Annotated in this window: 16 protein-coding genes; 6 read left to right on the top strand and 10 right to left on the bottom strand. The window is 52.0% G+C overall.

The features are described from left to right. Positions 1-99: 99 nt before the first annotated feature. Both metG and GFB57_RS12700 read left to right on the top strand, forming a co-directional pair. Positions 100-2,133: a methionine--tRNA ligase gene (metG, locus tag GFB57_RS12705; RefSeq protein ID WP_003027344.1), complete on the top strand. Its 2,034-nt coding sequence runs from the start codon at positions 100-102 to the stop codon at positions 2,131-2,133. 206 nt (positions 2,134-2,339) lie between these two features. Then, the gene (locus tag GFB57_RS12700) at positions 2,340-2,798 is read left to right on the top strand and encodes a YehR family lipoprotein (RefSeq protein WP_003027345.1); all 459 of its coding nucleotides are present in this window, start codon (positions 2,340-2,342) and stop codon (positions 2,796-2,798) included. Positions 2,799-2,840: 42 nt separating this feature from the next. Here GFB57_RS12700 and GFB57_RS12695 read toward each other — a convergent pair whose 3' ends face one another. From GFB57_RS12695 to GFB57_RS12685, 3 genes are read right to left on the bottom strand one after another with little or no spacing between them, the layout of a single operon-like run. Further along, entirely contained in the window at positions 2,841-3,311 is a 471-nt protein-coding gene (locus tag GFB57_RS12695) for a DUF1456 family protein (RefSeq protein ID WP_003027346.1), read from the bottom strand. Between the two features lie 46 nt (positions 3,312-3,357). Then, positions 3,358-4,077 carry a two-component system response regulator BtsR gene (btsR, locus tag GFB57_RS12690; RefSeq protein ID WP_003027347.1) on the bottom strand — a complete coding sequence of 240 codons (720 nt, stop codon included), beginning with the start codon at positions 4,075-4,077 and terminating at the stop codon, positions 3,358-3,360. Then, the gene (locus GFB57_RS12685) at positions 4,074-5,759 is read right to left on the bottom strand and encodes a sensor histidine kinase (RefSeq protein WP_003027348.1); all 1,686 of its coding nucleotides are present in this window, start codon (positions 5,757-5,759) and stop codon (positions 4,074-4,076) included. The genes btsR and GFB57_RS12685 overlap by 4 nt, the downstream gene beginning before the upstream one ends. Positions 5,760-5,984: 225 nt before the next feature. On the opposite strand from GFB57_RS12685, the gene mlrA reads away from it, so the two are divergent. Continuing rightward, positions 5,985-6,716 carry an HTH-type transcriptional regulator MlrA gene (gene mlrA, locus GFB57_RS12680; protein ID WP_003027351.1) on the top strand — a complete coding sequence of 244 codons (732 nt, stop codon included), beginning with the start codon at positions 5,985-5,987 and terminating at the stop codon, positions 6,714-6,716. Positions 6,717-6,767: 51 nt separating this feature from the next. After that, complete coding sequence (locus GFB57_RS12675; protein ID WP_003027354.1) at positions 6,768-6,875, top strand: protein YohO; 108 nt, start codon at positions 6,768-6,770, stop codon at positions 6,873-6,875. Here GFB57_RS12675 and GFB57_RS12670 read toward each other — a convergent pair. The 5 genes from GFB57_RS12670 to bglX form a co-directional block, all read right to left on the bottom strand. After that, entirely contained in the window at positions 6,856-7,587 is a 732-nt protein-coding gene (locus GFB57_RS12670; protein WP_003027356.1) for an ABC transporter permease, read from the bottom strand. The two genes, GFB57_RS12675 and GFB57_RS12670, sit on opposite strands and share 20 nt — an antisense overlap. Continuing rightward, entirely contained in the window at positions 7,571-8,518 is a 948-nt protein-coding gene (locus GFB57_RS12665) for an ABC transporter ATP-binding protein (protein WP_003027357.1), read from the bottom strand. The genes GFB57_RS12670 and GFB57_RS12665 overlap by 17 nt, the downstream gene beginning before the upstream one ends. Beyond that, a complete protein-coding gene (locus GFB57_RS12660) occupies positions 8,511-9,677 on the bottom strand; it encodes an ABC transporter permease (protein WP_008323475.1) in 1,167 nt (388 codons plus the stop codon). The genes GFB57_RS12665 and GFB57_RS12660 overlap by 8 nt, the downstream gene beginning before the upstream one ends. Positions 9,678-9,692: 15 nt before the next feature. Continuing rightward, positions 9,693-10,610 carry an ABC transporter substrate-binding protein gene (locus GFB57_RS12655; RefSeq protein ID WP_003027359.1) on the bottom strand — a complete coding sequence of 306 codons (918 nt, stop codon included), beginning with the start codon at positions 10,608-10,610 and terminating at the stop codon, positions 9,693-9,695. A gap of 195 nt (positions 10,611-10,805) precedes the next feature. Beyond that, positions 10,806-13,103, bottom strand: coding sequence for a beta-glucosidase BglX (gene bglX / locus GFB57_RS12650; protein WP_003027360.1), 2,298 nt, complete (start codon positions 13,101-13,103; stop codon positions 10,806-10,808). A gap of 232 nt (positions 13,104-13,335) precedes the next feature. On the opposite strand from bglX, the gene dld reads away from it, so the two are divergent. Further along, positions 13,336-15,045: a D-lactate dehydrogenase gene (gene dld, locus GFB57_RS12645; RefSeq protein ID WP_003027361.1), complete on the top strand. Its 1,710-nt coding sequence runs from the start codon at positions 13,336-13,338 to the stop codon at positions 15,043-15,045. Between the two features lie 64 nt (positions 15,046-15,109). Here the strand turns inward: dld and pbpG are convergent, their stop codons facing one another. After that, the gene (gene pbpG, locus GFB57_RS12640) at positions 15,110-16,057 is read right to left on the bottom strand and encodes a D-alanyl-D-alanine endopeptidase (RefSeq protein WP_003027363.1); all 948 of its coding nucleotides are present in this window, start codon (positions 16,055-16,057) and stop codon (positions 15,110-15,112) included. Between the two features lie 180 nt (positions 16,058-16,237). Continuing rightward, positions 16,238-16,825: a Yip1 family protein gene (locus GFB57_RS12635; protein WP_003027364.1), complete on the bottom strand. Its 588-nt coding sequence runs from the start codon at positions 16,823-16,825 to the stop codon at positions 16,238-16,240. Positions 16,826-17,067: 242 nt separating this feature from the next. On the opposite strand from GFB57_RS12635, the gene GFB57_RS12630 reads away from it, so the two are divergent. Then, the gene (locus tag GFB57_RS12630; RefSeq protein WP_290366801.1) at positions 17,068-17,637 is read left to right on the top strand and encodes a DedA family protein; all 570 of its coding nucleotides are present in this window, start codon (positions 17,068-17,070) and stop codon (positions 17,635-17,637) included. The last annotated feature ends 36 nt before the right edge of the window (positions 17,638-17,673 follow it).

The raw sequence follows: 17,673 nt of genomic DNA, 5'->3' as shown, positions 1-17,673 counted from the left end.
TTATTCATTTACGGATAAATGCCCTTATCGCTTGGCGCAGTAATTACCATTTTGGTACTATCAAAGCCCTTTTCACTACAAAAGAAGTAATTGCCCACTATGACTCAAGTCGCGAAGAAAATTCTGGTAACGTGCGCGCTGCCGTACGCCAACGGCTCAATCCACCTCGGCCATATGCTGGAGCACATCCAGGCTGATGTCTGGGTCCGTTACCAGCGAATGCGCGGCCACCAGGTTAACTTCATCTGCGCGGACGACGCACACGGTACGCCAATCATGCTGAAAGCACAGCAGCTTGGGATCACGCCAGAGCAGATGATCGGTGAAATGAGTCAGGAGCATCAGACTGATTTTGCAGGTTTTGACATCAGCTATGACAACTACCACTCGACGCACAGCGAAGAGAACCGTGAGCTGTCTGAGCTGATTTACACGCGCCTGAAGGAAAACGGTTTTATTAAGAACCGTACAATCTCCCAGCTTTACGATCCGGAAAAAGGCATGTTCCTGCCGGACCGTTTCGTTAAAGGCACCTGCCCGAAATGTAAGTCTCCGGATCAGTACGGCGATAACTGTGAAGTCTGCGGCGCAACCTACAGCCCAACCGAACTTATCGAGCCGAAATCCGTTGTGTCTGGCGCGACGCCGGTGATGCGTGACTCCGAACACTTCTTCTTTGACCTGCCGTCATTCAGCGAAATGCTGCAGGCGTGGACGCGCAGCGGCGCGTTACAGGAGCAGGTCGCCAACAAAATGCAGGAATGGTTCGAATCCGGCCTGCAACAGTGGGATATTTCCCGCGATTCCCCGTACTTCGGTTTTGAAATCCCGAATGCGCCTGGCAAATACTTCTACGTCTGGCTGGACGCGCCAATTGGCTATATGGGTTCATTCAAAAACCTGTGCGATAAGCGCGGTGACACCACCAGCTTTGATGAATACTGGAAGAAAGATTCCGACGCCGAGCTGTATCACTTCATCGGTAAGGATATCGTTTACTTCCACAGCCTGTTCTGGCCTGCCATGCTGGAAGGCAGTAACTTCCGTAAGCCGACCAACCTATTCGTCCACGGTTATGTGACGGTGAACGGCGCGAAGATGTCTAAATCTCGTGGCACCTTCATTAAGGCAAGCACCTGGCTGAAGCACTTCGATGCCGACAGTCTGCGCTATTACTACACGGCGAAACTATCTTCACGTATTGATGACATCGACCTGAACCTGGAGGACTTTGTTCAGCGCGTTAATGCCGATATCGTCAATAAAGTAGTCAACCTGGCATCCCGTAATGCAGGCTTTATTGCTAAGCGTTTTGACGGCATTCTGGCGACTGAGCTGGCCGACCCGGCGCTGTATAAAACCTTCACCGACGCCGCAGCAGCGATCGGCGAAGCATGGGAAAGCCGTGAATTTGGTAAAGCTATTCGTGAAATCATGGCGTTGGCCGACGTGGCAAACCGCTACGTTGACGAACAAGCACCGTGGGTTGTGGCTAAACAGGAAGGCCGCGATGCCGACCTGCAGGCAATTTGCTCCATGGGCATTAACCTGTTCCGTGTGCTGATGACTTACCTGAAGCCGGTTCTGCCAACGCTTGCTGAACGTGTGGAAGCGTTCCTTAACTGCGAACTGAGCTGGGATGCCATTGAGCAGCCACTGCTCGGTCACAAGGTCAACACCTTTAAAGCGCTGTACAATCGCATCGACATGAAACAAGTTGAAGCGCTGGTGGAAGCGTCGAAAGAAGAAGTGAAAGCCGCTGCCGCACCAGTAACCGGTCCGCTGGCGGATGACCCGATTCAGGAAACCATCACCTTTGACGATTTCGCCAAAGTTGACCTGCGCGTAGCGCTGATTGAAAACGCCGAATTCGTGGAAGGTTCCGACAAACTGCTGCGTCTGACGCTGGATCTCGGTGGTGAGAAACGAAACGTCTTCTCTGGTATTCGTTCTGCGTATCCGGATCCACAAACCCTGATTGGCCGCCAGACCATTATGGTTGCTAACCTGGCTCCTCGTAAGATGCGCTTCGGCATTTCTGAAGGGATGGTAATGGCCGCAGGTCCTGGCGGGAAAGATATCTTCCTGTTAAGCCCGGATGAAGGTGCAAAACCGGGCCAACAGGTGAAGTAAGTCAAGTATCTCAAGCGCTGCAACCGCAGCGCTTTTTTTTTGCTACGTGAGTGCTTCCTCTAATCTTAACCCTTGCTCCATTTTCGGACTGCTCAGTTGTTAATATTAGATTTATTCTATACTGCTCTGGGATCAAGGTAGTCCGGGCTTACCAGATTCGTGGAGATTATTGTTTAACATCCGATATTCATGAAATGGAGTTTTAAATGAAAGCGTTACTAAAATTTTTCTCTCTCGCCGTGGTATCGGTTGTGTTTTTTTCCCTGGCAGGATGCGGTGATAAAGTAGAGACAAAAACATTTAATGCCAACCTCAACGGTTCGGATATCACTGTCTCTTACACCTATAAAGGTGATAAGGTCCTGAAGCAAATCTCTGAAAGTAAAATCAGCTATGCGTCAGTCGGTGCCAGCAATAAAGAAGAAGCAGCAAAAGTATTCGACGCATTAAGCGCCAAATATCAAAACATTACAGGCATAGAAGAAAAACTCATCTATTCAGATACTTACGCGCAAGAAAATGTCACTATCGATATGGAAAAAGTTGATATAAAAGCGTTGCAGGCCATTTCAGGGATGAAACTATCTGAAAACGCCGATAAAAACATCAGCATGAAGCAAATGCAAACGGTAATGGAATCGGCGGGTTTTAAAGAAGTGAAGTAAAGCATCGGCGACCCGATTTTGATCGTGGTCGCCAGCGCTGCTTTACGCTTTCTTTTTATGCTCTCGCGACGTTAAACCACGCAGAAAATAACGCAGGAACTGATCGCCGCATTCGCGATAATTCTTATGGTCCGGTGCGCGCATCATGGCGGTAATTTCCGGCATCGACACACGGAATTTCTGCTCGGTCATAATTGCCAGAATATCATCGGTTTTCAGTGAAAAAGCGATACGCAGTTTTTTCAGCACCGTATTGTTGTTAACACGACGCTCAAGCGCCAGTTCCGGTGCAGAATCATCTTTACCACGCAGATGATAAATCAGACCGTTTAAAAAACCGGAGAGAATGATATCCGGGCAGCGAACAAACCCGTCTTCATCTTCTTTTGTCGTCCAGGTATCGAAATTTGCGGAGATGGATTCCATGTCAGCAAGCGCAAGAATACGCACCATGTCGTTATTGTTCGCTTTCAGGGTGTAGCGCAGGCTACGAAGAATATCGTTACTTAGCATAGAGCCTTCAACAGTCGGTGATGCAATGGCGCGCAGTGTATCAGTTTTACAGTCCAATCGCCTCTTTTAGACTTTTAAGATAACGACGACTCACCGGAACGGTCAGCCCGTTACGCAAAATCAGTTCCGCCTGGCCGTTGTCTTCCAGACGGATCTCCTGCAATTGCGCCATATTTACCAGATATTGTCTATGACAACGCAGCAGAGGAGTACGGCTCTCCAGCGTCCTGAGCGTCAGCTCAGTGAAGCCTTCTTTACCATCACTGCTGGTCACATATACGCCACTCATACGGCTGCTGATAAACGCCACGTCATCCATTTGCAGCAAATAAATTCGGCTGTGGCCGCTGCACGGAATAAACTTCAGCACCTGCTGATTTTCTGGCAGCAGTGATACATCCTGCTTCGTGCGCTCCTGACGCAAACGGATCAGCGTTTTTTCCAGTCGAGCTTCTTCGATCGGTTTGAGCAGATAATCAAACGCATGTTCTTCAAAGGCTTTCACCGCATACTCATCAAAGGCGGTCAGAAAAACAATGTACGGACGATGCTCGGGATCAAGCATGCCAACCATTTCCAGGCCGCTGATTCGCGGCATCTGAATATCAAGGAACAGAACATCCGGACGCAATTTATGTACCGCGCCAATGGCTTCCACCGCATTCGAACATTCGCCGACAATCTCGATGTCGCTTTGCTCCTGCAACAGGATCCGCAGATTTTCCCGGGCTAACGGTTCGTCATCGACAATTAGCACTTTGATCATGCCAGTTCCTCCAGAGGAAGTCGTAAAGTGATTCGGGTAAAGCGGTCAGGTTCACACGCTACGCTGATGCCAAAATCATCGCCAAACCGCTCGCGCAGTCGTTTATCGACCAGATTCATACCCAGTCCACTGGCTTCTGATGTTGGCTGATACAGCCCGGCATTGTCTTCGATATCCAGCATCAGATATTGCCCTTCTCGACGGGCGGTAATCGATACTTCACCGGTATCCAGCAACTGAGAAGTACCGTGTTTGATGGCATTCTCCACGATGGGTTGCAGAGTAAAGGCGGGTAATTGCTGATGCGAAAGTTCTTCTGGCACCGTCAAGGTCACCTGAAGACGCGATTGGAACCGTGCCTTTTCAATTTGCAGATAAGCATTAACGTGTTCAATTTCATCGGCCAGCGTCACAATTTCCGACGGGCGTTTTAAATTTTTACGAAAGAACGTCGACAGATACTGCACCAGTTGGCTGGCCTGCTCGCTATCACGTCGGATCACAGCTTTGATGGTGTTGAGCGCATTAAACAGAAAATGGGGATTGACCTGGGCGTGCAGGAGTTTTATTTCCGACTGCGTGAGCATCGCTTTTTGCCGCTCATACTGCCCGGCCAGAATCTGAGCCGAAAGCAGTTGGGCGATCCCTTCCCCCAGCGTGCGGTTGATTGAGCTAAAGAGACGGTTTTTGGCTTCATACAGTTTGATGGTCCCCATCACCCGCTGGTTTTCACCCCGCAGAGGGATCACCAGCGTCGAACCTAATTTGCATTGCGGATGCAAAGAGCAGCGATAAGGGACTTCATTGCCGTCGGCATAAACCACCTCTCCGGTTTCAATCGCCCGCTGAGTGTACGAGGAAGAGATAGGTTTGCCCGGCAGATGATGGTCGTCACCAATACCGGTAAATGCCAGCAGTTTCTCACGATCGGTAATCGCCACCGCACCGATATCCAGCTCTTCATACAGCACCTGAGCAACCTTCATGCTGTTAACCTCGTTGAACCCCTGGCGCAAAATACCTTCCGTTGAAGCGGCAACTTTGAGCGCGGTGGCGGAAAAAGCGGAGGTATATTTTTCAAACATCGCCCGTTTATCGAGCAAAATACGCATAAATAAGGCGGCGCCGACGGTATTGGTCACCATCATAGGCGCGGCAATATTGCTGACCAGTCGATAGGCATCATCAAACGGCCTGGCGATCAATAAGATGATCAACATCTGCACCAGTTCAGCAACAAAGGTAATGGCGCCCGCCGTCAGCGGGCTGAATACTTTATCGGTACGACCACGACGGGTGAGCACGCTGTGCACCAGTCCGCCGAGCAACCCTTCCACAATGGTCGAGATCATGCAGCTAAGCGCCGTCATGCCGCCCATTGAATAACGATGTAAACCACCGGTCAGACCGACTAAGCCGCCAACCACAGGGCCGCCAAGCAGCCCGCCCATTACCGCACCAATAGCGCGAGTATTCGCAATGGAGTCATCAATGTGCAGCCCGAAATAGGTGCCCAAAATGCAGAAAATGGAAAAGGTAACGTAGCAAAGCAGTTTGTGCGGCAGCCGGATAGTCACCTGCATCAGCGGAATAAACAAACGCGTTTTGCTCATGAGCCACGCGATAACGAGAAACACGCACATCTGCTGAAGCAGCAGCAACACCAGATTAAACTCGTACATACCCGCCAACCACACATCTCTTAAAAGCGCGTAACATACATGGGCTGCGCGTAACTTTCTTTGAAGTGTTGCAAAAAAAAAGGAATTTGTGAGAACGATCACTCGAAAGCGCGAGCATGACTACAAACTCACCCATTTATTGATCAAAAAACAGACAAAACTACCTGGTTCGCAAAAGAGCGTCTAAAGTAAAACTGGGACCTCGCAAGCATAAGTGAGACGACGATGGCGCTTTACACAATAGGTGAAGTGGCTTTGCTTTGTGATATCAACCCTGTCACTTTACGCGCGTGGCAGAGGCGTTACGGATTACTGAAACCGCAACGGACAGACGGCGGACATCGCCTGTTTAACGACGCGGATATCGATCGGATCCGTGAGATAAAACGCTGGATCAACAACGGTGTCCAGGTCAGCAAGGTTAAAATGTTGCTCAGCAATGAGAGCATTGATGTGCATAACGGTTGGCGTGAACAACAAGAGACGCTGTTGAGCTATTTGCAAAGTAATAATCTGCATAGCCTCAGACTGTGGATTAAAGAGCGTGGTCAGGATTATCCCGCACAAACGCTCAACACCCATTTATTCATTCCGTTACGCCGACGTCTGCAATGTCAGCAGCCGATCCTCCAGGCGTTACTGGGGATCCTCGACGGCGTACTGATCAACTACATCGCGATTTGTCTTGCCTCAGCACGCAAGAAACAGGGCAAAGATGCTCTGGTGGTTGGCTGGAACATTCAGGATACGACCCGCTTATGGCTGGAAGGTTGGGTCGCCAGCCAGCAGGGGTGGCGCATTGACGTCCTTGCCCATTCGCTGAACCAACTGCGACCGGAGCTGTTTGAAGGTCGCACCTTGCTTGTCTGGTGCGGCGAGAACCAAACGCCCGCTCAGCAACAACAGCTGAATGAATGGCGCGCGTTGGGTCACGATATTTATCCACTCGGTATTTAATATTCTATTAACAAACGTGTACAATCCTTGAATTCACATAAGGAGTGCATAATGAGCGCAGCTAAAATCGGTGTCATTACCCTCTTCCTGCTGATGGCCATCGGCGGTATCGGCGGTGTCATGCTGGCAGGTTATACCTTTATTTTACGTGCCGGGTAAGATGTCTCGCTAATTTCTCAAAACCGCGGTCAACAATTACCGCTGCCAGCGCGACCAACAGCGCCCCCTGAATTACATAGGCGGTATTGAACCCACTCAGCCCGATAATAATCGGCGTACCCAGTGTGTTCGCTCCAACGGTTGAGGCGATGGTTGCGGTGCCTATATTAATAATCACCGACGTGCGAATCCCGGCCAGAATAACCGGGGCCGCCAGCGGTAACTCTACTTTACGCAGCCGCTGCCCCTGACTCATGCCCATTCCGCTGGCTACCTCAATCACGCTGGGAGAAATACCGCCGAGTCCCGCCAGGGTTGCCTGCAAGATCGGTAATACCCCATACAGGATCAGCGCAATAATTGCCGGTTCAGGACCAAACCCCATCACTGGTACGGCGATCGCCAACACTGCAACTGGCGGAAAGGTCTGCCCCACGGCGGCAATCGTTTCCACTATCGGCCTGAATTCCGCGCCCCAGGGCCGGGTTACCGCAATTCCCGCCCCAACGCCAATCAATACGGCGATAAGGCTTGAGATCCCCACCAGTGTAAAATGGCTCAAAGCCAGCGCCGTAAAACTTTCCTGCTGATACACGGGACGTGGCAGCTCAGGAAACAGCGAACTAAACAGGGTCTGACTGTGAGGCAATCCAACCAACAGGATCAGAAACAACGTAACAAGCCACAGCAGTGGATCAGCAAGACATTTCACGGGTCGGCATCTCCGAAAGCAAATCGCGAAAATGGAGCGTTCCGCAGGGTACCCCCTGCAGCGTCACGACAGGTAAAACGTCGCAACCGCGCGCCACGAACACCGATAACGCATCACGAAGCGTCATCTCATCCACCAGCGGCTCGCCGTCTGAGTGTTCTCCGCGACGAATAAAATCGCCTACCGTACGCAGCGACAACAGCCGTACGCCCAGTTCACTGCGGCCAAAAAAGGTTTGTACGAAATCATTCGCTGGCGCGGTGAGCATCGACAGCGGCGTGCCTTGCTGCACGACCTTTCCTGCATCCATCAGCACCAGATGCTCCGCCAGTCTTAGCGCCTCGTCGATATCATGCGTCACCAGCACAATGGTACGCCCGAGCAGACGGTGAATACGCGTCATCTCCTGCTGCAGCGCACCACGAGTGACCGGGTCCAGCGCGCCAAAAGGCTCATCCATCAATAGCACCTGCGGATCCGCCGCCAACGCACGCGCAACCCCGACCCGCTGCTGCTGTCCGCCGGAAAGCTGATGCGGATAACGGTGGCGCAAACTCGCCTCAAGGCCCAGCAGAGCCATCAGTTCATCTGTTCGGTCATCAATACGTGAGCGCGACCACTTTTGCAGTTGCGGTACGGTGGCGATGTTCTGCGCGACGGTCCAGTGGGGAAACAAGCCAATAGACTGAATCGCGTACCCCATGCGCCGTCGTAGCTCCAGCACCGGCAGGCTACGAATTTCTTCTCCGGCAAAGCGGATCTGCCCGCTGTCGTGTTCAACCAGCCGATTGATCATCTTTAGCGTGGTGGACTTCCCCGAACCTGACGTGCCGATTAGCACCGAAAAGCTGCCCTCCCCTAACTGCAGGTTAAGGTCATCAACGGCTTTTTGCTGACCATAGGTTTTACTGACCTGGCGAAATTCAATCATTATTCGATACCTTTAGCAGCGCGAGACCTAAATCAAACAGCGCATCAATCAACACTGCCAGCACAACGACCGGGATCACGCCCAACAGCACTAAATCGACGGCGCTACTGAGCAATCCCTGAAAGACCAGCGCGCCAAATCCCCCTGCGCCAATCAGCGCAGCAATCACCGCCATTCCCACGGTTTGCACCATCACCACGCGCAAACTGCGTAAGAAGACAGGCAGCGCCAGGGGAAATTGCACCGAGATAAACCGTTGACGCGCGCTCATCCCCATAGCCCGGGCGCTTTCCAGCACATCGCGCGGAACCTGATTCAACCCAGCCACAACGCCACGTACAAGCGGTAACAACGCATACAGCACCAACGCAATAAGCGCAGGCGTCATACCGGTTCCCGCGACGCCGAACTTGCCCAATAAAGGAAAGTGCTTCACCAACCCGGCAAGTGGCGCAATTAACAGGCCAAACAGCGCGACTGAAGGAATGGTTTGGATGATATTCAGTGCCGCAAAAACCGGCCCCTGACGGGCGACAGAGAAAGCACACCAGATGCCCAGTGGCACACCAATGAGCAGCGCGGGCACCACGGTAGCGAACAGAATCGTCAAATGTTGCGCCAGGGCGTCGTTGAAGACATCCTGGCGGTTGGCATATTCTTTAAGCAGGGATAGATCGTTAAACGTGCCGGAGAACAAAAGCACCAGCGGCACAATGAATATTTGAGCATGCAGCGCCCAACGCCACAGTGCCTGAGCGGTGATGCGACGAATAGCGTCACTGGCGGCCAGCAGCATCAGCCCCACGCCCAACCAGAATCCACTGCCCAGACTGGTTCTGGCCAGCGGACTCCCTGTCTTCGCCAGATACGTTGCCGTTGTACCTGCGGTTACCAGCGCGGCGATCACCAACAGTTGGCAAACGATAAGCGCCAATATATTGCCGGGCTTTCCCGGTACAACGCTCAGAAGACATAGCAGCAAACAGGCCACCGCCAATCCCCATGCCGTGTCGGAGCTGATATCCCAGAGTTGACGACCTTCGCCGGACACCAGACGATTAGGTGCATAGCTAATGAAAGGCAGCGCTGCCGACGCGAAAGTAAGAAGCACCAGCAACAACAGCACCCGATTGACTGAAATATTCGACAAAACACCCACCCGCTGCAAACGCCGTTACTTCACCCATCCTTTTTGCTTCAGGTAATCTGCTGCGACTTTTTTCGCATCCAGTCCCTCCACGGCAATGCTGGCATTCAGTTGTTGCAACGTTTTTTCATCCAGGCTGGCAAATACCGGTTGCAGCCACTCTCCCATTTGCGGATAGTCTTTTAGCACCGACTCACGTACGACGGGCGCTGGCGCATAAATGGGCTGGACACCTTTTGGATCGCTTAAAGTTTGCAGACCGAGCGCCGCAACCGGGCCATCGGTGCCATAAGCCATCGCCGCATTGACTCCGGAGGTCTGCTGCGCCGCCGCTTTAATCGTCACCGCGGTATCTCCCCCAGCCAGCGACAACAGCTGATTTTGATTCAGTTTGAAATCATAAGCTTTTTCAAACGCAGGCAGCGCGTCAGCCCGTTCGATAAATTCAGCAGAGGCGGCAAGTTTGAACGTTCCTCCGTCCTTCAGGTAACGGCCTAAATCAGCAAGGGACTCAAGTTTGTTCTTTTGCGCAACATCCTGGCGTACTGCAATGGTCCAGGTGTTGTTGGCGGGTGCAGGGGTTAGCCAGACCAGCTTATTTTGCTCTGCATCCAGCTTTTTCACTTTGTCGAATCCAGCCTGCGCATTTTTCCACGCGGGATCATTTTCATCTTTAAAAAAGAATGCGCCATTACCGGTATATTCCGGATAAATATCCAGCTCACCGGAGGTGATTGCCCCACGCACCACTGGGGTGGTACCAAGCTGTATTTTATTGACGGTTTTCACGCCATGGCTTTCGAGCACCTGCAAAATAATGTTGCCGAGCAGCGCCCCTTCGGTATCTATTTTTGAACCGACCGTGACGGGTGACGCGGCCTGTAAGGGTAGGCTTATCGCAGCTAACAGCGCCAGCAAACCCACCGATACTTTTGAGATTATCATGCTGTACTCCTCATCCTTTTGCGGCCCTTTTCAGAGACTTGAGGAAAAAGCATAGTCGAAAAATCAGGGCTTAACCTGGCAATTGGGGAGTAAGAGAGGGATTCGTTAGCAATAACGTGATGAGAAATAAGAAGCAGACGCGGCGCATACACCTAAAGATAAAGGCCGGAAACCCGGCCTTTACTCGCTAATCAATTACAGCAGTTCAAATTCGCCCTGCTTCACTCTGGCGGAATCCACGCCGATGAAAACGTTAAATTTGCCAGGTTCTGCATCGTATTGCATACGCTGATTCCAAAACTTCAGCGCGTCAATGTCAATCGGGAAGCTGACGGTCTGGGTTTCACCCGGCTTAAGATTCACTTTCTCAAAACCTTTCAGCTGTTTTACCGGACGACTCATGGAAGCGGTCACGTCCTGCAAGTACATCTGAATCACCGTCGCACCTTCGCGCTTGCCGGTGTTGGTCACCTGCACGCTGGCCGTCACGGTCCCGTCACGCTTCATCGTTGGAGAAGATAGCTTCACATCAGAAACCGTGAACGTGGTGTAGCTCAGGCCATAACCAAAGGGATACAACGGACCATTCGCTTCATCAAAGTAGCGCGACGTGTACTTGTTCGGCTTATCTGCGTTATACGGGCGACCGGTATTGAGATGGCTGTAATAGACCGGGATCTGTCCGACAGAGCGCGGGAAAGACATCGGCAGCTTGCCTGACGGGTTGTAATCGCCAAACAGCACATCGGCGATGGCGTTACCGCCTTCCGTCCCGGCAAACCAGGTTTCGAGGATCGCATCGGCCTGTTGATCTTCTTTAACCAACGCCAGCGGACGTCCGTTCATCAGTACCAGAACCAGAGGTTTACCGGTGGCTTTCAGCGCGGCAATCAGGTCACGCTGACTCTGTGGAATAGTGATATCGGTGCGGCTGGAAGCTTCATGCGCCATACCTTGCGCTTCGCCGACTACCGCAACCACCACGTCAGACTGCTTCGCTGCGATCACGGCTTCATCGATCATCGCCTGCGGCGAGCGCGGGTCAACCTTCACCGCCTCTTCATACAGATTGAGGAAATCGACAATGCCTTTGTCGTTGGTGATATTCGCCCCTTTGGCGTACAGCACTTTGCCCTGATCGCCGACGGCATTTTTAATCCCCGTCAGTACCGTTACCGACTGATCGGCAACACCGGCAGCGGACCAACTGCCCATCACATCACGCTTGCTGTCGGCCAACGGACCGACGACTGCCACGGTGGCGGATTTTTTCAGCGGCAACGTTTCCAGACGGTTTTTCAGCAGCACCAGGCTTTCTCGCGCTACTTCACGCGCCTCTTTACGGTGCAAACGGCTTTCCGCGTTGGTGTCCTGTGGGTCAGATTCTTTGGCCCCCAGATGACTGTACGGGTCGTTAAACAGCCCCATATCATATTTCACGTTCAGCACGTGGCGCGCGGCGTCATCCAGCTCCGCCATCGTCACTTTGCCGGATTTAATCAAGCCCGGAAGATATTTGCTGTAATACTCATCGCTCATACTCATATTGATGCCGGACTTGATCGCCACACGCACCGCATCTTCAGGATCGGAGGCAGTACCGTGCTTAATCAGTTCCTTAATCGCGCCGTGATCGGAAACGGTAATACCCTTAAAGCCCCATTCATCACGCAGCACGTCTTTGAGCAGCCATGCATCTGAGGTTGCAGGCGTACCGTTTAGCGAATTAAGTCCTACCATTACCGCACCGCTACCAGCGTCCAGCCCGGCTTTATACGGCGGCATATAGTCGTTGAACAGACGCTGTGGGCTCATATCGACGGTGTTATATTCCTTGCCACCTTCAACCGCGCCATAAGCGGCGAAGTGCTTGACGCTGGTCATCACCGAATAGCGATCCGCCGGGCTTTTACCCTGCATCGCTTCAACCATGGTTTTACCCATCGTAGCCGTTAAATACGTGTCTTCACCAAAACCTTCTGAAGCACGGCCCCAACGCGGATCGCGAGAGACATCGACCATTGGCGCCCAGGTCATATTCAGACCATCATCGGCGGCTTCATACGCGGAAATACGGCCAACGGTTCTGACCGCATCGAGATTAAAAGAGGATGCCAGGCCGAGACTTATCGGGAACACGGTACGTTGGCCGTGCAATACGTCGTAGGCAAAAAAGAGAGGAATTTTCAGGCGGCTGAGTTCCATCACCTGATCCTGCATTTTGCGGATATCCTGGCGCGTGACGGTGTTAAAAATTGCCCCAACCTGCCCGTCTTTGATCATCTCGCGGATGGCTTCTTTCGGGTTATCAGGCCCGACGCTTATCAAGCGTAGTTGCCCAATTTTCTCATCCACGGTCATCTGTTTAAGTAAATCGGTAACGAATGCATCCCGCGCATCTGGCGTCAGAGGATGGTTACCAAACAGCGTGTCCGCCTGCGCTGGTTGCAACGCCAGACTCACCGCGACACCTACAGAACATAGCCATTTCATGTTGATTCTCTCTTTATTTTTTCCCGACGAGGCAGCGAAAATATAACAAAAACCGCAGTTTGCCGTAAGACTAAACGGGAGCGATAAAGAAAGCTAAGGTTATTCTCCTAATTTTCAAAACCAGCGCAAATCATTAGAAGACGAACCAGAGACAATATGAATGAGAAAGCGTATTGTCATACAAAGCGCTATGCTTGTTCCTGATATTGAGTCCCACCACAAGGAGTGGAGAATGTCTTCCATTACAACAGATAATAAAGCTTTCCTGAATGAACTGACCCGTCTGGTTGGTCATTCTCACCTGCTCACTGAACCTGCTAAAACAGCCCGCTATCGCAAGGGATTCCGCTCCGGCCAGGGCGAAGCGCTCGCCGTCGTGTTCCCCGGCTCGCTTTTAGAGCTGTGGCGCGTTCTCAATGCTTGCGTCGCCGCAGATAAAATTATCCTGATGCAGGCCGCCAATACCGGCCTGACCGAAGGCTCTACGCCGAGCGGAAATGATTACGACCGCGAAATTGTCATTATCAGCACCCTGCGCCTGGATAAACTGCACGTCATCGGCAAAGGCGAACAAGTGCTGGCTTATCCCGGTACAACGTTGTATTCGCTGGAAAAGGCGCTCAAACCGTTTGGCCGTGAGCCACATTCTGTGATCGGGTCATCCTGTATTGGCGCTTCGGTAATTGGCGGCATTTGCAACAACTCCGGCGGCTCGCTGGTACAGCGCGGCCCGGCATATACCGAGATGTCGCTGTTTGCGCGTATTGACGAACAAGGTAAATTGCAGTTGGTCAACCATCTGGGTATCGAGCTGGGCCAGACCCCGGAACAGATCCTGAGCAAACTTGATGACGAGCGGATTAAAGATGACGATGTCCGCCACGACGGGCGACACGCGCACGATCACGACTATGTCACCCGCGTCAGAGATATTGAGGCGGACACGCCCGCCCGCTATAACGCCGACCCGGATCGCTTGTTTGAATCATCCGGTTGTGCAGGTAAGCTCGCGGTTTTCGCCGTGCGTCTGGACACCTTCGAAGCCGAAAAAAATCAGCAGGTCTTTTACATCGGTACCAATCAGCCTGAAGTGCTGACGGAAATCCGCCGTCATATTCTGGCAAAATTCGAGCACCTGCCGGTTGCTGGTGAATATATGCACCGCGATATTTACGACATCGCCGAGCAATATGGCAAAGATACGTTTCTGATGATCGACAAGCTCGGCACCGACAAAATGCCGTTCTTTTTCACCCTGAAAGGTCGCACCGATGCGATGCTGGAAAAAGTGAAAATTTTCCGTCCGCATTTCACCGACCGGGCAATGCAGAAATTTGGTCATTTGTTCCCCAGCCACTTACCGGCACGCATGAAAAGCTGGCGCGATAAGTACGAGCATCACCTGCTGTTAAAAATGGCCGGTGGCGGCGTGGCTGAAGCGCAAAACTGGCTCAGCGAATATTTCAAAACCGCTGAAGGCGACTTCTTTGCCTGTACCCCAGAAGAAGGCAGCAAGGCGTTTTTGCATCGCTTTGCGGCGGCTGGCGCGGCGATTCGTTATCAGGCCGTACATGCCGATGAAGTAGAAGATATTCTGGCGCTGGATATCGCACTGCGTCGTAACGACACCGAATGGTATGAGCATCTACCGCCAGAAATCGACAGTCAACTGGTGCATAAGCTCTATTACGGTCACTTTATGTGCTATGTATTCCATCAGGATTACATCGTGAAAAAAGGCGTGGATGCACATGCGCTGAAAGAGCAGATGCTGGAGCTTCTGCACGAACGCGGAGCACAGTATCCGGCAGAGCATAACGTCGGACATCTGTATAAAGCACCGGAAACATTAACCCGTTTTTACCGCGAGAATGACCCCACCAACAGTATGAATCCGGGTATTGGTAAAACGAGTAAGCAAAAGTTCTGGAAAGAATCGTAGGCCCGATAAGCGTAAGCGCCATCGGGCACGTTGCCGGGGGCGCTTCGCTTGGCCAGCCTACGGTTTAATCGTTTTGCGCGGTTTGCTCACCCGTAGCTGAACCTGCCGCCGCCATCTGCGCCGCTTTTTGCTTTTTGTAGCTCAGCGCTGCCGCCGGAACCGGCATCACCTTGCCGGTTTCAATCCAGGTGCGTAAACGGCTGGCATCGGCAAAGTGGGTATATTTACCGAACGCATCCATCACCACCAGCGCCACCGGTTTGTTATTGATCACGGTGCGCATCACCAGACAGTGGCCCGCCGCATTGGTAAATCCGGTTTTGGTTAACTGAATATTCCAGTTATCGCGGTATACCAGATGGTTGGTGTTACGGAATGGCAGCGTATAAGCCGGGTTGGCAAAGGTCGCCATATCTTCACGCGTAGTGCTTAACTGGCCAATCAGCGGATACTGCTTGCTGGCGATCAGCAGCTTGGTTAAATCACGAGCTGTCGAGACGTTATGAATCGATAAGCCGGTTGGTTCCACAAAGCGTGTCTGAGTCATGCCGAGCGCTTTCGCTTTGGCATTCATGGCTTTAATAAACGCGTTATAACCGCCAGGGTAATGATGCGCCAGACTGGCTGCCGCACGGTTTTCTGACGACATCAGCGCCAGCAGCAGCATGTCTTTACGGCTAATTTCACTGTTCAGTCGCACACGAGAGTAGATGCCTTTCATTTCCGGTGTCTGACTGATATCAACTTTCAGTTTCTCATCCAACGGCAGTCGTGCATCAAGCACCACCATCGCGGTCATTAATTTGGTAATCGACGCAATCGGACGCACAAGGTCCGGGTGGTTCGAATAGATAACTTTGTTGGTATTCAGATCAACAATCATCGCGCTACCGGACGCTATCTCAGGTTGAGAAGCCGCTGCGGTAGTTGCCGTTTTCGCCACGGCTTGGGGTGCAAAAGGAACGGCCAGCACCAGGGCAAGGCTTAATAATGAAACTCGGAATTTCAGCATGATGAGATTTCTGATAATGGTTCACGCACGTCACAACGCACACCGCCAGAGACTAAGTATTATCTCAAGCTAGCTCAGGCATCATAGCGATCCGGCAGGTTTGCCGCCACAGGAGAATCGTCTCGAAATGCTGCGTTGCTGACTTTTACGTCAACAACGCAGCGCAGACAGGTTTATCCGTCAGAATAATCGGTAGCCGTAACCCCACAGGATTACCGTAATAGCCAGCAGAACTTCCAGTACCAGCACACCGATCGCCAGCGTCGAACTGGAAAAACTTAACCCTTCCTCGCGTGTGATATTCAGGAACGTAGGTATACCGAGATAAAGTAAATAGCCGGTGTAAAACAACGCGATGGTCCCCACCAATGCGCACAGCCAGACCAGCGGATAAAGTGCGACCAGTCCGCTTAAAAACAGCGGCGTCGCGACATATCCTGCAAAAACCATACAATGCGCCAGCGATGGGCGCTGCGGGTAATTACGCGCCATCCACCAGATAACCCGTCCCATGACGGCAACGCCCACCAGCATCACCCCGTAAAACAGAATTGCCATCGCAAATCCGGTCAACAGAGACAGCTTCAGGATATTGCCATCGCCAAAATTCCAGCCGATTTGCGTGGTGCCGATAAATGCGCAAACCACCGGGATTGCCGCCATCAGCAGTACATGGTGGGTATAGTGATGCGAAACGCTTTCGTTTTCGCTGTTGATCACGTGCATTTCACGATCGGGATGGGAAAACAGCCCCCAGACATGGTTCATACCGCCCCCTTGTTGTCAGCTCCGGACCTCAACACTTCAAGTATAATTCAGCTTCTGATTATTTTATGTACACAAAAAAAATACCGAAGCGCCGGGTAAAAAGTTTGTTCAGGCGTAGGCATGATAAGCGAAGCGCCATCAGGCATTGGAGAGCTGAGCGACCTTAAGCGCTACTACGCGGCTTTTCCGGCATCAAACAATCATAGGGTGTATGCTATTAGCAGTGGAGGTCATACAATCGTATGGATATAAATCATTATGTTGCGCAATACGGCTATGCTGCGTTAATCATCGGCAGTCTGGCGGAAGGCGAAACCATTACCCTGTTAGGCGGCGTTGCGGCGCATCAGGGCGTCCTGAAATTTCCCCTGGTGGTACTCTCGGTCGCGCTGGGCGGGATGATTGGCGATCAGTTGCTTTATTTACTCGGACGTCGTTTTGGCGGCAAAATTTTGCAGCGTTTCTCGCGCCACCAGGCGAAAATTGATTACGCACAGAAGATAATCCAGCGACGTCCTTACCTGTTTGTAGTCGGTACGCGCTTTATGTACGGCTTTCGCGTTATTGGTCCCTTACTGATTGGCGCCAGTCACCTGCCGCCGAAGATCTTTTTACCGCTAAATATTCTTGGCGCGTTTGTCTGGGCATCGTTATTTACTACTCTGGGCTACATCGGTGGTGAAGTGATAGCGCCGTGGCTGCACAGCCTTGACCAGCATATCAAGCATGGCATCTGGCTGGTGCTGGTTATCGGGATTGTCGTGGGCGTCCGCTGGTGGATGAAACGGCGAAGCACGCGTAAAGCGCAATGAAGATGGCCCGACAGCGGAACACCGTCGGGCCGATTA

This window comes from Citrobacter sp. S39 (genome assembly GCF_009495675.1).
In the GTDB taxonomy this organism is placed as follows: domain Bacteria; phylum Pseudomonadota; class Gammaproteobacteria; order Enterobacterales; family Enterobacteriaceae; genus Citrobacter; species Citrobacter freundii.
This window is presented reverse-complemented; position numbering and strand designations above follow the sequence as displayed.

Excerpts from the sequence above, each read along its gene's own strand:
- metG (WP_003027344.1), top strand. The coding sequence starts at position 100 with ATGACTCAAGTCGCGAAGAAAATTCTGGTAACGTGCGCGCTGCCGTAC.
- GFB57_RS12700 (WP_003027345.1), top strand. The coding sequence starts at position 2,340 with ATGAAAGCGTTACTAAAATTTTTCTCTCTCGCCGTGGTATCGGTTGTG.
- GFB57_RS12695 (WP_003027346.1), bottom strand. The coding sequence starts at position 3,311 with ATGCTAAGTAACGATATTCTTCGTAGCCTGCGCTACACCCTGAAAGCG.
- btsR (WP_003027347.1), bottom strand. The coding sequence starts at position 4,077 with ATGATCAAAGTGCTAATTGTCGATGACGAACCGTTAGCCCGGGAAAAT.
- GFB57_RS12685 (WP_003027348.1), bottom strand. The coding sequence starts at position 5,759 with ATGTACGAGTTTAATCTGGTGTTGCTGCTGCTTCAGCAGATGTGCGTG.
- mlrA (WP_003027351.1), top strand. The coding sequence starts at position 5,985 with ATGGCGCTTTACACAATAGGTGAAGTGGCTTTGCTTTGTGATATCAAC.
- GFB57_RS12675 (WP_003027354.1), top strand. The coding sequence starts at position 6,768 with ATGAGCGCAGCTAAAATCGGTGTCATTACCCTCTTCCTGCTGATGGCC.
- GFB57_RS12665 (WP_003027357.1), bottom strand. The coding sequence starts at position 8,518 with ATGATTGAATTTCGCCAGGTCAGTAAAACCTATGGTCAGCAAAAAGCC.
- GFB57_RS12655 (WP_003027359.1), bottom strand. The coding sequence starts at position 10,610 with ATGATAATCTCAAAAGTATCGGTGGGTTTGCTGGCGCTGTTAGCTGCG.
- bglX (WP_003027360.1), bottom strand. The coding sequence starts at position 13,103 with ATGAAATGGCTATGTTCTGTAGGTGTCGCGGTGAGTCTGGCGTTGCAA.
- dld (WP_003027361.1), top strand. The coding sequence starts at position 13,336 with ATGTCTTCCATTACAACAGATAATAAAGCTTTCCTGAATGAACTGACC.
- pbpG (WP_003027363.1), bottom strand. The coding sequence starts at position 16,057 with ATGCTGAAATTCCGAGTTTCATTATTAAGCCTTGCCCTGGTGCTGGCC.
- GFB57_RS12635 (WP_003027364.1), bottom strand. The coding sequence starts at position 16,825 with ATGAACCATGTCTGGGGGCTGTTTTCCCATCCCGATCGTGAAATGCAC.
- GFB57_RS12630 (WP_290366801.1), top strand. The coding sequence starts at position 17,068 with ATGGATATAAATCATTATGTTGCGCAATACGGCTATGCTGCGTTAATC.